Raw genomic sequence first — 13,426 nt, 5'->3', positions numbered from 1 at the left:
TTAGGGTTGGAGTGCGATCTGAGCGCTGGTACGCCCAAAGCGACGTTCGCGGTTGGCATACCATTGAAATGCAGCTTGCAGGTCTTTGGCGCCAAAATCAGGCCAATAGCTTTCTGTGAAATAAAGCTCAGTGTAGGCCAATTGCCAAATTAAAAAATTAGAAATTCGCTGCTCGCCACCTGTACGAATGAAAAGATCGGGTTCGGGGGCATAGGCCATCGACAGATAAGGCGATAGAGCGTTTTCATCGAGCAGCTCAGGCTGAGTGAGTAACTCTGGTCTGGATAGCAACAGTTGACGAGTGGCCTGCAAGATATCCCAGCGTCCACCATAATTAGCGGCAATCGTCAGCTGCAATGCCGAGTTGTGCTGGGTACGGTCTTCGGCGGCACGGATAAGATCACGCAGACGGGGTTCAAAGGCTCTTAGATCGCCCACCACACGCAAACGCACGCCCTGATCACTTAACTTGCCAACCTCTTTTTCTAAGGTCTGGACAAAAAGACGCATCAGCAACGAGACTTCTTCTTGGGGGCGTCGCCAGTTTTCAGAGCTAAAAGCAAACAAGGTCAGGTATTCAACACCCTGACGGCCGCAAGCCTCGACAACACGTCGAACGGCCTGCACGCCCCGCATATGCCCCGCTGTGCGCGGAAGCATTCGGCGTGTTGCCCAACGGCCGTTGCCATCCATAATGATGGCCAGGTGGCGCGGGATATCACTGCACACAGGGATTGATTGTGTCGAGCTAACAGACATCGCGTCCACCTGTATTGACGGTATTAAACCGTCATGACCTCAGCTTCTTTTACCGAAACTATTTTGTCGATTTCAGCAACAAATTTATCGGTAAGGCGCTGGATTTCATCTTGAAAACGACGTTCATCGTCTTCAGAGATCTCTTTGTCTTTAAGCATACGCTTAGCTGTGTCGTTGGCATCGCGGCGCAGGTTACGTACAGCAACCTTGGCGTCCTCGCCTTCAGAGCGCACTAAACGCGTAAGATCACGTCGTCGCTCTTCGGTAAGAGCGGGCATTGGCACACGTATGGTCTCGCCAAGGGAAATAGGGTTCAAGCCCAGGTCGGACTCACGAATGGCCTTGTCTACGACCTGGGCCATTTGCTTTTCCCATACCTGCAGGCTCAGGGTGCGTGCATCAAGAACACTCACGTTAGCCACCTGACTTACTGGCACGGGCGAACCGTAGTAGTCGACAGTGACGTGATCGAGCAAACCCGCATGAGCGCGACCGGTCCGGATCTTCCCCAAGCTGGTTTGCAAGGCTTCTATAGAACGATTCATCCGGCTCTCGGCCGATGTACGAATTTCTGACAGACTCATGTTTATTCCTGTATCAAACGTGTACCAAGGTACCTTCGTCTTCGCCACATACAGCACGGGTAAGCGCGCCGAGCTTGTTGATAGAGAAGACTTTAATCGGTAACTTCTGATCGCGACAAAGCGCAAAGGCTGTCGCGTCCATTACCTCAAGGCGACGAACAATGGCTTCATCGAAACTAATGCGCGAGTAGCGTGTGGCGCCTGGGTCTTTATTGGGATCAGCGCTGTAGATTCCGTCGACCTTAGTGGCCTTGAGGACGATTTCTGCCCCGACCTCTGCACCACGCAACGCAGCGGCGGTATCGGTGGTGAAAAAGGATTACCGGTTCCGGCTGCAAAGACCACCACCTTGCCTTCTTCGAGGTAACGCAAAGCCTTGGGACGGATATAGGGTTCGACGACCTGCTCGATATTCAAAGCTGACTGCACACGAGCATCCAAACCACGGTTTTTCAATGCATCTTGCAGAGCCAAAGCGTTCATCACGGTTGCCATCATACCCATGTAATCGGCGGTTGCGCGATCCATACCTTGGGCACCCGCAGCAATGCCACGAAAGATATTACCGCCACCAATCACGATCGCGACCTGTACTCCGAGCGCCGCGACGTCTGAGATTTCTTCTGTCATGCGCATGATGGTGGCACGATTGATGCCGAAAGCATCATCGCCCATTAGCGCTTCGCCGGACAGCTTAAGCAGTACTCGCTTATAAAGTGGGGTATTCATGGCAAGGGTTCCGAAATTAGGTACTGAAGAAATGTAAGACAGTCATGCGCAATGGCAGGTGCCATATTAAGGCACCTGCCAAGGTAAAACCAGATAACAGCAACGTTTAGTTGCCAGACTGTGCGGCAGCAACCTCAGCGGCAAAGTCTTCGGTACGACGCTCGATACCCTCACCAACCACATATAATGCGTAGCCGGAAATTTTGGCGCCTTGCTCTTTCAACATCTGTTCGACGCTAAGCTTGTCGTTTTTAACAAAAGGCTGAGAAAGCAATGTGACTTCTTTCAAGAACTTGGCGACGGAACCTTCAACCATTTTCTTGACGATCTCTTCTGGCTTACCGGATTCTGCTGCTTTTTGCGAAGCCACAGAACGCTCGGCTTCAATGTCGGCCGGGTTGACACCACTAGCGTCTAAAGCTTTAGGACGTGTAGCCGCGATGTGCATCGCCAGATCTTTACCGACGTCTTCGGAACCAGAAAAATCGACTAAGGAAGCAATGCGGCCACCGTGTACGTATTGAGCCAACTGATCATTGGTCTCAAAACGCTGGAAGCGACGAACCGAGATGTTTTCGCCGATACGTCCCACCAATTCGGCACGCACGCTTTCTACTGTGCCGCCAGCCAATGGCTTCTGAGCCAAATCTGCTACATCAGCCGGGTTGTTTTCGGTAACCAGCTTGGCGATTTGGTCAACAAAGTTGATGAAGTCTTCGTTTTTGGCTACGAAGTCTGTTTCACAGTTGATTTCAACAATCGCACCAACCTTATTGCCTTCAGCAATATATACCCCGACCAGGCCTTCGGCAGTAATGCGAGAAGCGGCTTTACTAGCTTTGCTTCCCAGCTTAACGCGTAAAAGCTCTTCGGCTTTAGCAAGGTCGCCATCCGTTTCAACCAATGCCTTTTTGCATTCCATCATGGGCGCGTCAGTTTTCTCGCGCAGTTCTTTAACCATCGATGCTGTGATTTGGGCCACGATTTTCTCCAATTCTGTAAAACACGCCCCGGCTGAACCGGGGCTGATGCGAAATCATAAGCGATGGCTGTTTAGGGATCATGACAACAACAGCCACCACCTGCATAAAGCAGGGTTTTAGCGAATTACTCTTCGCTGCCAGCTTCTTCCTGCTGAGCTTCAGCTGGAGCTTCAACTTCAACGAACTCTTCGCCTTCACGAATTTCTTCAACCAAGCCGCTAAGCGCCTGGTTGCGACCTTCGAGTACAGCATCAGCCATGCCGCGTGCGTACAACGCAATGGCTTTGGCCGAGTCATCGTTACCAGGAATCACTTTAGCCAAGCCTTCTGGGGAGTGGTTGGTATCGACAACAGCAACGACTGGAATGCCCAGGGTGCGTGCTTCTGCAATAGCAATTTTGTGGTAGCCGACGTCAATAACAAACAGGGCGTCTGGCAGTTTGCCCATGTTTTTGATACCACCAATGGATTTATTCAGCTTTTCCATTTCGCGCTCGAACAGCAGACCTTCTTTTTTGGTCATGCGCTCAAGGCCGCCATCGGCAAGCTGAACTTCCATGTCTTTTAGACGTTTAATGGAGGTTTTTACGGTTTTGAAGTTAGTCATCATGCCGCCCAACCAGCGACTGTCGACGTAAGGCATGCCGCAACGCTCGGCTTCGGCTGCAACGAGTTCGCGAGCAGCACGCTTTGTACCAACAAACAGCACATTGCCACCACGACCAGCCAACTGGCTGATGAATTTCTGTGCATCCAGATAATTAACAACGGTTTTCTCGAGGTTAATAATATGAATACGGTTACGCTGGCCAAAGATGTATTGCTCCATCTTTGGGTTCCAGAAACGGGTCTGGTGACCAAAGTGGACACCGGCTTCTAACATTTCACGCATTAAAGACATGGTTTTCTCCGAGGGTTTTTTCTTGCACCTGCTCTGTATCCGGTAAGGACCCTACACACTGTGTATGTTCCCAGACACCCCGAGACGAGTGGCGCGCGATTTACTACTATTAAATAGTCAGGGCTGATTGCAATTGCGACTGCTTCACAACCCGGATCTACGATCTGGCGGCTACGACCGCCATACTAATTTGGTACTTTAGTACCTAAAGCCGAGCGCAAGGTTTACACTAAACAGAACCTTGGGCTTAAGCTAAACCTGCCAGGCAGCCAACTCTACTGTTGCTGCCTTCTTTATGTTGCAGTCTTTTACGCTGTGTCTCAATACAGACATTAAGCACTATTAAGCACATTAAACTACTACAACCAGCTATCCCTAATCCCCTAACCTAGAGCATAAAGATCCAAAAGCTATAGCTAGAATTTAGGAAAGCCTATAATTCTACTATTCTTTAACCTATATATTCAAGTCACTATGAGCATTATTGTCACAGACCCTACAGATTTAGACAAAATGCGTGCAGCATGTCAGGCTGCCGCAGCTACCCTGGATTTTCTCAGTGAGCATATCAAGGCTGGAATCAGCACCGCCGAACTTGACCGTCTATGTATGGATTTCATCACCAACACTTTAAACGTCAAGTCGGCCACTGTAGGTTATGCGCCTCCGGGCTACCCGCCGTTTCCTGGTTCAATCTGCACATCAATCAACCACGTTATTTGTCACGGTATTCCTAGCGACAAGGTATTGAAAAACGGCGATATCATGAACATCGACGTCACTGTAATCAAAGATGGATGGTTCGGCGATACCAGCCGTATGTATTACGTAGGCGAGCCTTCAATTTTGGCTCGCAGGCTAGTCGAAACCACTTACGAATGCATGTGGCTGGGTATAGAGCAGGTCAAACCCGGTGCCCGTCTGGGCGACGTGGCGCATGCTATTCAGCAGCATGCTGAAGGTCGAAATTATTCTGTGGTGCGCGAATACTGCGGGCACGGCGTAGGCCAGCAGTTTCACCAGGACCCCCAGGTCTTGCATTACGGAAAGGCCGGCACTGGCGAAGTCTTGAAGCCAGGCATGATTTTTACCATCGAGCCTATGATCAACGCCGGACGCCGTGATATCCGTACACTTCCCGATCAGTGGACCGTCGTCACCCGGGACCGCAGTCTTTCTGCACAGTGGGAGCACTCTATCTTAGTTACCGAAACCGGTTACGAAGTATTGACGGTGTCGCCCGAAATGCCTGAACCGCCGGCTTTCGTAGAAGGCTTCAAGCGCTAAAGGCCTCCAATGAGCTCGCCTGAAACTTACCGGAACAACTATCTAAAACATAGGCAGCGCGCACTCAGCCGCTATGAGAGAAACCGGCGTCCCGATTTGCTGCTGCGTCGGCTCAGCCATGTTGTAGACCGCTCCCTCCGGGCGTTACTAATGAGCTACTCCCTGCCCGCCCACGCAGCCTTATGTGCCGTGGGCGGGTATGGCCGTCAAGAGCTCTACCCCGAATCAGATATTGATATTCTGATTTTACTCAAGGAAGAGCCCGGGCAGGCTGATACCCAGCTTATCGAACGTTTGCTGGCGGCCATGTGGGATATCGGCCTCAAGCCCGCCCATGCTGTGCGTACACTGGGGCAATGCCTCGACGAAGCACAGACCGACATCGCTACCCAGACCTCCTTGCTAGAGCTACGCTGCATCGCCGGATTTCCAGGGGCCGCTGAAGAACTTAGTCAATGCCTTCATGATCAAATCGACCCCCAGGCATTCTATCTGGCCAAACGGGTCGAGATGCGGCAACGGCACCATCGCTATCATGACACCCCCTACGCCCTTGAACCGAATTGCAAAGAATCTCCCGGAGGCCTGCGCGACCTGCAGGTTTTGCAGTGGCTTGCCCAGGCTGCCGGTCTGGGACGAACCTGGAGTGACATTGCGGCCAGCAAATTACTGACCGAGGCAGAACTGCGCGCCCTACGACGCGTCAGCCTGGCTTTTATGCGTGTACGCATCGAACTTCATTTGCTCTGCGGACGAGCGGAAGACCGCCTGTTGTTCGACCTGCAGCCCAGGCTGGCTGAAGTCTACGGCTTTCAGCCCTCGCCCGGACGCCTGGCAAGCGAACACTTGATGCAGCGTTACTATTGGGCTGCCCGGGTGGTTTCACAGTTAAACACCATTTTGATGCAGGGCCTTGAGGAACGTTTGTTTTTTTCCAGCGAGCGACTTCCTACGACCATTGATAATGATTTCGAGATCACCAACAATCGGCTCGAACTAAAAGACGAACAGGCCATACAGCACAATCCTGGCCTGATTTTCACCGCATTCCTGCACTTGCAGCAACATCCTCAACTACAAGGCATGAGCGCGAGAACCTTAAGAGCACTGTGGCATGCCCGCCGCTTGATTGATGAAAATTTCCGTCTTAGTGCAAAAAACAGATCATTATTCATACAGGTTTTCAAGCAGCCCAGAGGAGTCGTTCAGGCCTTGCGCCTAATGACCATGCTTAATATTCTGCCTCGCTATCTGCCTGTTTTCCGGCGAATCGTAGGTCAGATGCAGCATGATTTGTTTCATGCCTATACCGTTGATCAACATACGTTGATGGTCATACGTAATTTACGTCGTTTTACAATGGCCGAACATGCGCACGATCACAGTCTGGCAACCCAGCTAGCTACTGACTTTGATAAGTACTGGCTGCTTTATATTGCCGCCTTATTTCACGATATAGCAAAAGGCCGTGGCGGAAACCATTCAGCCTTGGGCGCCGTCGATGCCGAACGCTTTTGCCATCAACATGGACTAAGTCTCGAAGACACCGCATTGGTCGTGTATTTAGTAAAAGATCACTTAAGTATGTCGCTCGTGGCGCAAAAACGTGACATCAGCAATCCGGAAGTTGTTGCTGAATTTGCAAGGCATGTAAAAAGCACAAAAAACCTAACCGCATTATATTTACTGACGGTAGCCGACATACGGGGCACAAGCCCAACAATATGGAACTCGTGGAAAGCCAAGCTTCTTGACGATCTCTATCATCTTAGCCGACGTGCCTTAGGCGACGATAACTTTCAGACCAGTACAGTCTTGGCCCAACGAAAAAGCGTAGCAATAACTTCACTCTTGAAGAAGGGCATTAACCAAGGCGATATTGACAACTTCTGGTCAGTCCTTAATCTTGATTATTTCTTACGCCATGACAGCAGCGATATTATCTGGCATACCGCCTCGTTATACGGTGCGTTGCTCAACCCTGCGCCTGTCGTCTACTCTCGCCCTTTGGGCCGGGGGAAACTCGTCAAGTACTGGTATACACCCAGGACCGCCCTGATCTTTTCATGGAAATCTGTGCGTTCTTTGACCAGTACTCACTTAGCATTCAAGATGCCCGCATCTATACAACCACCCACGGATGGGCACTTGATAGCTTTGTGGTCCTGGTGCCACAGATATTATTGAACGATGCCAAGCTGGATCACAAGCTTAAAATCGATTTTGAACGCGCCTTGGTAGCTCCTGCAGACGAGCCCGCATCTCTGGATAAGCAGTACGTAGGAGCAAGCTCAACACAGGCTCGTACATTTCCCATTACCCCCTCTTTTGAGCTGAGTCCGTACCAAGATGGCCACATTTGGCGTTTAAGCATCGTTACCGCCGACCGCAAGGGCTTATTGTTTAACTTGGCTCGCGTATTCGTACATCATCAGATAGACTTGAAATCCGCAAAAATCATGACCCTGGGCGAACGCGTTGAAGATAGCTTCCTGCTCCAGAGCGAACGCTTGCACAATGCAGCGATTTTGCGTCAATTCGAACGTCAAATCAGTGACGCCATTTAACGCCTTACGCGTGCCCCACCATGAATAGCTCAACCTTATTTTTCGATTTTGGTCGCAGTTTTCTGTTTACCGTCGCCACCTTGCTGCCGATGCTGAATCCGCCGGCGGCTGCTCCTATTTTTCTGACTCTCACTGAAGGGGCGACCACCTCGGCACGCACTGAGCTGGCCAAACGGGTGTCGATCAATATTTTCATCATGCTTGCCGTGGCTACGGTGGCTGGCAATATCGTGTTGAATTTTTTGGTATATCGCTTCCCATTATCCGGGTCGGTGGCGGGCTGCTGGTTATTGCAACGGCATGGAGGCTCGTCAGTGCCACTGACTTCGATGCCAGTCATGCGCAGGACATGGCCGGGCAATACTCGTGGGAGCAGGTACGATCCAAAGCCTTTTACCCCCTGACCTTCCCTATGCTGTGTGGCCCGGGGTCGATTTCTGCCGCTCTGACCGTAGGCGTGACCCTGCACGACAATTCGGCAGTAGTGAGTGCCACCAAACTGGCAGGCGCCCTGCCAGGGCTCGCCGCAGCTGCATTTGTGGTGTATTTGTGTTTACGTTTTGCATCGCAGTTTTTATACAAGCTGGGTTCAAACGGAACCGCTGTCGTCATGCGTCTTTCGGCTTTTATACTATTGTGCCTAGGCGTACAAATTGTCTGGGATGGTTTGCACGAACTAATTCTCAACCTGCTAATCCAAGTATCCAACACAACCGGCCGCTAGCTTGCGGCCAGGCGGATACTAAAAGCAGCTTACTCTCAAACACTACAACGCCTTTGCCCTTCTTCATTTTAATAACAGCAGATCATGACTTTCAATCCCCGATTTAACTACTTTCTCGTCGCTATCCTGTGTTTTAGTGCGGTGATTATTGCATTGATTTCACAGCATGGCTTTGGGATGCGGCCGTGCGCCTGGTGCGTGTTGCAGCGCCTGTTGCTGTTAGTTGTTGGTGGCTGCGCCTTGGCGGCGGCACTGCTTACGGGCGGCTTGAAGGCAGTGGCAGCTAAGCTGCTGGCCGGCCTAGGAAGTGTTGCAGCACTCGGGGGGATAGTAGCGGCATGGTATCAATATAGCGTGGCGTCAAACAGCTTCTCATGCGACCTGAGCCTGGCAGATGCCATTATGAGCAAATCTGGCCTGGAGTCAGGTCTGCCTTTTTGTTTGGTATTTACGCAACTTGCATTGATGCCCGCGTACACTTGCTAGGTCTTGAGTACGCGCTATGGGGGATGGCAATATTTGTCCTTACCCTTGCGCTGCTGCTTTATACCAGCATTCGTCAGCGCTCAAACTAAATAAAAAAAGCGACAGCAATTTGCTGTCGCTTTTTAGATAGCCGCTACCCGCTTTTAATCGTCCAGTGCCGCTTGCTGCTGCCTCTTGACGGCTTCATTCGCATGAAACAAGGACTCTAGATACGCCTCGTCGATATCGCCCGTAACATACTGGCCATTAAAGCAAGAGGAATCAAATTGTCCTATCTTCGGGTTGATGTCACGCAAGGACTGCTCCAGATCGCTTAAGTCTTGGTAGACCAAGCCATCAACACCTATTTCTTTGGCTATTTGCTCTACATCCCGGCCTGAGGCAATAAGCTCACGATGCGTAGGCATGTCGATCCCATATACGTTAGGAAAGCGTACCGGCGGCGCCGCCGAGGCAAAGAACACCTTGTTTGCACCCGCCGAGCGCGCCATTTCCACGATTTCCCGACTGGTGGTCCCCCGAACGATAGAATCATCAACAAGAAGCACATTCTTGCCCTTGAACTCCATTGGTATAGCACTCAGCTTTTGTCGAACTGATTTTTCCGTACCGCTTGGCCGGGCATGATAAATGTACGGCCAATGTATCTATTCTTGATAAATCCTTCACGATAGCTCAGGTTCAAGCGAGATGCCAGCTGCATCGCAGAGGGGCGTGATGAATCAGGAATCGGCATGACAACATCAATATCGCCAAGCCTCAAGGTCTTGGCAAGTTTGTCCCCTAGATATTCGCCCATGTTCAGACGGGCGTCGTAGACAGAGATTTGATCTAAGGTTGAATCGGGACGTGCAAAATATACGTATTCGAATACACAAGGCACCAGACGCGGCTGGTCGGCGCATTGCCGACTGCTCAGGTTTCCGTCTAAATCAATGAAAATGGCTTCGCCCGGGTTGATGTCGCGCACCAGATCAAACTCGCAGCCTGTTAAAGCGACAGACTCTGAGGCGACCATCCACTCTACTCCCAGATCAGTTTCGCGCTTGCCTAAGCATAGCGGGCGTATTCCATTTGGATCCCTGAACGCAACCATGCCGAAACTCGCAACCTGAGCAATAACAGCATAGGCACCCTTGGCCCTTCGGTGCACGGAACTTACCGCTTTGAAAACCGCGTCATCAGTCAAATCGGCCTGGGCTGCAGCTAGCTGTAGCTCGTGGGCGAAGACGTTCAGCAAAACTTCGGAATCGGAGTTGGTGTTGATGTGCCTGCGATCCACACTGAAAAGCTCTTCACGTAAACTACGCCAGTTGGTCAGATTGCCGTTATGCACAAAGCTGATGCCAAAAGGAGCATTTACGTAAAAAGGCTGGGCCTCTTCAATGTTATCGGCCTCACCAGCTGTGGGGTATCTTACGTGACCAAGTCCGGCATTGCCAGACAAGCCACGCATGTTTCGGGTTCTGAATACGTCTCGGACCAGGCCCGGGCCACGGTGAGTGTGAAAAAGCTTTCGTTAAAGGTGCTGATACCAGCTGCGTCCTGGCCGCGGTGCTGCAAAAGCAGCAAGCTGTCATAGATCAGCTGATTGACGGGACCACGACCTGCGACCCCAACGACTCCACACATAATAAATATTCCCCTGCTAGGTGCTTAATAAGGTAGCCATGACGCCAAAGATGGCGGTATAAACTGTTTTAAATTCTGTACACCCTTGACTGCCGCACCCGAAAGCCTGGCTTCTTTCCACCAGGGCTCTTCTGGCAATTGGGTGTAACCTGCCAGGATAACCAGCAACAACGAGAAGACCAGTCCGCGCAGTAAGCCAAAAATAGCGCCAAAGCCATGATCAGCCAGACCCAGGCCAGTGTGCTCGATCAAAGCGGACAAGGTCATGTTGAGCAGGCCGAAAAGCAGTAAGGTGATGATAAACACTGCAGCGTAGGCAACGCCTGTACGCACAAGGGAGTTCTCAATAAAGCCGGACATCCAGCTCGCCGCCGTTGGACTCCACCAAATGGCGGCCATGAACGCCACTACGTAAGCAATCAGCGACAGAAGCTCTTTGAGCAGGCCGCGTGCCAAGCCCACCAGGCTTGATGCGGCCAGTATGCCCAGGATTAGATAATCAAAACTTGTCACTTAGTCGATATAAAACTGTTCTCGTAACCTAGGGACCGCAGACGCGTTTGCGCAGCCTGCGCGGCCTCGCGAGTTGGGAAAGGCCCCACGCGTAAACGATAAGTCGCTTTCCCGCCGGAGTTTGCGGTTTCTACATACGCATTGGTTACACCCGCTGACACCAGTTGGTTGCGTCGAGACTGGGCTTCAGTTTCGGAAGAGTAAGCCACAATCTGCAGAATGAAATTACCTTTTGGCGCAGCTGCTGGTGTGGCTCGTGCGGTTGTCGGCGGTGTACGTCCTTCGAGCAGGGCCAAAGCTACGGCGCCATCATCGGTACGCTCTGTAGCGCTGGGGCGCTTGGGCTCGGCAGGCTTTTCTGCTGCTGGCTTCGGAGCAGGCGTTGGCGCTGGCTTGGGCTCGGGTACTTTCGGTGGGGGCGATTCCTCTGGCTCAGGTAGCGGCGCAGTTACCTCGGGTTCGAGAATGGCAGGAGAGTCAATAAGCGTATCCGCTTCGTCCTGTACCGGGTCAAGAGGCTGAGGATTCGGAGCAGCCGGAGCTTGTGCCAGCTGCTCCGGAGGCTGGATTGCAGGAGGCGTAGGTATTACCGCGAGCATCTGATTTTGTTCAGGTTCCGGCTCATTTGAGGTCAGGAAAGGAACGACTAGAATCGCCCCTAACACCAAGACCAATGCGCCGATAAGCCGCCGACGGGCGCGACTACGCATTTCACGTATTTGAGCATCACTCGAAGTGCGGCGATTGGCACTGGACGACTCTTTGGTTGAAAACAGTCCCATTTAACTGAAATCCATTAAAAAAAACGACGCACCCCACAGGATGCAAGCAATATCATGCCGGATCACGCCCTAGATGCTCTAGCACCGGGCCTACCGTAGCAAATGATCCGAAAACCAGAATTCTATCATTGGGCTGAGCATCTTTTAGGGCTTGCTCGTATGCCTCTACCGAACTGTTAAAAACGAGTATATCGCTATCAAAATAGTTGATGCGACGGCCAGCAGCGGGTTTGACTGTAGGTTTATGCTCTTTTCCGGGAGCTCCGGAACGATCCACAATACTACGCTGGGTAGGCCCTAACTGTGTGGCGGCCTTAACCAAGGCTGACAGTTCTTGACCTTTGAGCCCACGGTTGCCTGTGAGCGAGGCACAATACCAAGCATCAATACGATCAATCAGTAGCCGAAGCACACCTGCCACATCTTTATCGTTAAGCATGCCAACCACTGCTAGTGTACGCCCGGTTGACGGCATTTGGTCCAGATTTTGTGCCAAGGCTCCTGCCGCGTGAGGGTTATGGGCCACGTCCAGCACAGTAGTCGGTTCGCCAGGCAATATCTGTAGTCGCCCTGCTACCGCTGCACGATGCAGCCCTTCCCGAACGGCTTGAGCCGGAACCAGTAATTTCAGACGCAAGGCTTCGAGTGCAGCGAGCGCAGCGGAAGCATTCAGCAACTGATTTATGCCACGTAACGACGGATAGGCAAGACCTGCACGCCGATGATCACGGCCGCCAAATGCCCATTGCTGTGCATCGCCGGAATAATTAAAGTCAGTACCAAACTGCCAGAAATCGGCACCAATTTTATCAGCATAGGCTTTTACTGAATCTGGCGGCAATGGATCGGCGCAGATAGCCGGTACCCCCGCCCTGAAGATATGCGCTTTCTCGAAACCCACCTGCTCACGTGAATCGCCTAGATAGGCTATATGATCAATATCGATACTGGTAATGATGGCGCAATCGGTATCCACCATATTGACAGCATCCAGTCTGCCTCCGAGTCCGACTTCCAGCACGCCGACATCGACGCCCTCTTGCTGGAACAGTAAAAGTGCACTAAGAGTGGCAAACTCGAAATAGCTAAGGCTGGTTGTTCCGCGAGCCTGTTCAATACGATGAAACTGCTCAACAATTTGAGCGTCGGTCGCCATCGCCCCATTAACCCGGATTCGTTCGTTGTAATGAACCAGGTGAGGAGAGGTATACACACCCGTCTTATAGCCTGCCGCCTGCAGGATTGCTTCCAATATGGCGCACGTTGATCCCTTGCCGTTAGTGCCACCTACCGTAATTTTGAGATATGGCGTCCGCAGATCAAGCTCCTTCGCGACGTCCTTAATGCGGGCCAAGCCCAAGTCAATTTCGCTGGGGTGCAAGGTTTCCAGATAATGAAGCCACTGATCAAGTGGACTGCTGGCATTCAAGTTGGGGTTAGGCATTTTATAGACTTCAATAAACAAAACGGCAGGTGCTG

8 protein-coding genes and 5 pseudogenes are annotated in these 13,426 nt (G+C 51.7%); 4 read left to right on the top strand and 9 right to left on the bottom strand.

The genetic code is table 11. The annotated features are described in order from the left end of the window. The 5 genes and pseudogenes from uppS to rpsB form a co-directional block, all read right to left on the bottom strand. The gene (uppS, locus tag L1889_RS05840) at window positions 1–759 is read right to left on the bottom strand and encodes a polyprenyl diphosphate synthase (protein WP_238664335.1); all 759 of its coding nucleotides are present in this window, start codon (window positions 757–759) and stop codon (window positions 1–3) included. A 23-nt stretch (window positions 760–782) separates the two neighbouring features. Further along, window positions 783–1,343, bottom strand: a complete 561-nt coding sequence (gene frr, locus L1889_RS05835; RefSeq protein WP_238664334.1) for a ribosome recycling factor — start codon at window positions 1,341–1,343, stop codon at window positions 783–785. Window positions 1,344–1,356: 13 nt separating this feature from the next. Beyond that, a pseudogene (pyrH, locus tag L1889_RS05830) lies at window positions 1,357–2,072 on the bottom strand (UMP kinase). Window positions 2,073–2,178: 106 nt separating this feature from the next. Beyond that, the gene (tsf, locus tag L1889_RS05825) at window positions 2,179–3,054 is read right to left on the bottom strand and encodes a translation elongation factor Ts (protein ID WP_238664333.1); all 876 of its coding nucleotides are present in this window, start codon (window positions 3,052–3,054) and stop codon (window positions 2,179–2,181) included. Between the two features lie 125 nt (window positions 3,055–3,179). After that, window positions 3,180–3,956, bottom strand: coding sequence for a 30S ribosomal protein S2 (gene rpsB, locus L1889_RS05820; protein WP_238664332.1), 777 nt, complete (start codon window positions 3,954–3,956; stop codon window positions 3,180–3,182). A gap of 474 nt (window positions 3,957–4,430) precedes the next feature. Between rpsB and map the strand changes: the two genes are divergently transcribed. The 4 genes and pseudogenes from map to L1889_RS05795 all read left to right on the top strand — a co-directional run bounded on the left by map (window position 4,431) and on the right by L1889_RS05795 (window position 9,109). After that, window positions 4,431–5,243, top strand: coding sequence for a type I methionyl aminopeptidase (gene map / locus L1889_RS05815; RefSeq protein ID WP_238664331.1), 813 nt, complete (start codon window positions 4,431–4,433; stop codon window positions 5,241–5,243). A gap of 9 nt (window positions 5,244–5,252) precedes the next feature. Further along, window positions 5,253–7,810, top strand: a pseudogene (locus L1889_RS05810) ([protein-PII] uridylyltransferase). A gap of 20 nt (window positions 7,811–7,830) precedes the next feature. Next, window positions 7,831–8,534: pseudogene (locus tag L1889_RS05800) on the top strand (MarC family protein). Window positions 8,535–8,618: 84 nt separating this feature from the next. Further along, window positions 8,619–9,109 (top strand): annotated as a pseudogene (locus L1889_RS05795) (disulfide bond formation protein B). Between the two features lie 54 nt (window positions 9,110–9,163). Here L1889_RS05795 and purF read toward each other — a convergent pair. The 4 genes and pseudogenes from purF to folC form a co-directional block, all read right to left on the bottom strand. Further along, window positions 9,164–10,652 (bottom strand): annotated as a pseudogene (gene purF / locus L1889_RS05790) (amidophosphoribosyltransferase). Between the two features lie 24 nt (window positions 10,653–10,676). Continuing rightward, complete coding sequence (locus tag L1889_RS05785) at window positions 10,677–11,165, bottom strand: CvpA family protein (protein WP_238664328.1); 489 nt, start codon at window positions 11,163–11,165, stop codon at window positions 10,677–10,679. Continuing rightward, complete coding sequence (locus tag L1889_RS05780; RefSeq protein WP_238664327.1) at window positions 11,162–11,947, bottom strand: SPOR domain-containing protein; 786 nt, start codon at window positions 11,945–11,947, stop codon at window positions 11,162–11,164. The genes L1889_RS05785 and L1889_RS05780 overlap by 4 nt, the downstream gene beginning before the upstream one ends. 52 nt (window positions 11,948–11,999) lie before the next feature. Continuing rightward, complete coding sequence (folC, locus tag L1889_RS05775; RefSeq protein WP_238664326.1) at window positions 12,000–13,391, bottom strand: bifunctional tetrahydrofolate synthase/dihydrofolate synthase; 1,392 nt, start codon at window positions 13,389–13,391, stop codon at window positions 12,000–12,002. Window positions 13,392–13,426 lie beyond the last annotated feature (35 nt).

Origin of the sequence: Paenalcaligenes niemegkensis, from assembly GCF_022230885.1 — a bacterium.
Lineage (GTDB): Bacteria > Pseudomonadota > Gammaproteobacteria > Burkholderiales > Burkholderiaceae_B > Paenalcaligenes > Paenalcaligenes niemegkensis.
This window is presented reverse-complemented; position numbering and strand designations above follow the sequence as displayed.

Coding starts and splice junctions, on each gene's coding strand:
- uppS (WP_238664335.1), bottom strand. CDS start 759: ATGTCTGTTAGCTCGACACAATCAATCCCTGTGTGCAGTGATATCCCG.
- frr (WP_238664334.1), bottom strand. CDS start 1,343: ATGAGTCTGTCAGAAATTCGTACATCGGCCGAGAGCCGGATGAATCGT.
- rpsB (WP_238664332.1), bottom strand. CDS start 3,956: ATGTCTTTAATGCGTGAAATGTTAGAAGCCGGTGTCCACTTTGGTCAC.
- map (WP_238664331.1), top strand. CDS start 4,431: ATGAGCATTATTGTCACAGACCCTACAGATTTAGACAAAATGCGTGCA.
- L1889_RS05780 (WP_238664327.1), bottom strand. CDS start 11,947: ATGGGACTGTTTTCAACCAAAGAGTCGTCCAGTGCCAATCGCCGCACT.
- folC (WP_238664326.1), bottom strand. CDS start 13,391: ATGCCTAACCCCAACTTGAATGCCAGCAGTCCACTTGATCAGTGGCTT.